The organism is Streptomyces anulatus (assembly GCF_000721175.1).
Lineage (GTDB): Bacteria > Actinomycetota > Actinomycetes > Streptomycetales > Streptomycetaceae > Streptomyces > Streptomyces anulatus_C.
In genome coordinates, this window is sequence record NZ_JOEZ01000134.1 from 1 (window position 1) to 333 (window position 333).

A 333-nucleotide genomic window follows, 5' to 3' on the forward strand; every position below is an offset into this window, starting at 1 on the left:
CGAGCCGGGCGGAACGTTCAGCGCCGCCGCCCCCCGCAGCGCCACGATCGGCGGGAAGGCCGCGGTCCCGCTCGCGGTCCTCACCGAGACCAGCACGGTGATGTGGAAGGCCGTCGGCGAGGGCTACCGCGAGCGGTGGCCCCAGATCCGCGAGGAGCGCCGGCAGAAGATGGCCGAGCGCGCCGCCAAGCGCAAGGCCGAGAAGGAAGCGGCCGAGGAGAAGCGCAAGGCGGAGGAGGCCGCGGCTGCGGCCGGGCCTCCCCCGCCCTTTCCCCCCCCCCCCGCCCACACCCCCCACCCCCCCCCACCCCCCCCACCCCCCCTCTCCCTGCC

The 333-nt window shown here is 77.8% G+C and carries 1 protein-coding gene; it reads left to right on the forward strand.

Features of this window, described 5'->3' with window-relative positions:
• Positions 1–333: hypothetical protein (locus IG90_RS44620; protein WP_030596222.1), on the forward strand; the 333-nt coding region annotated here is incomplete at both ends.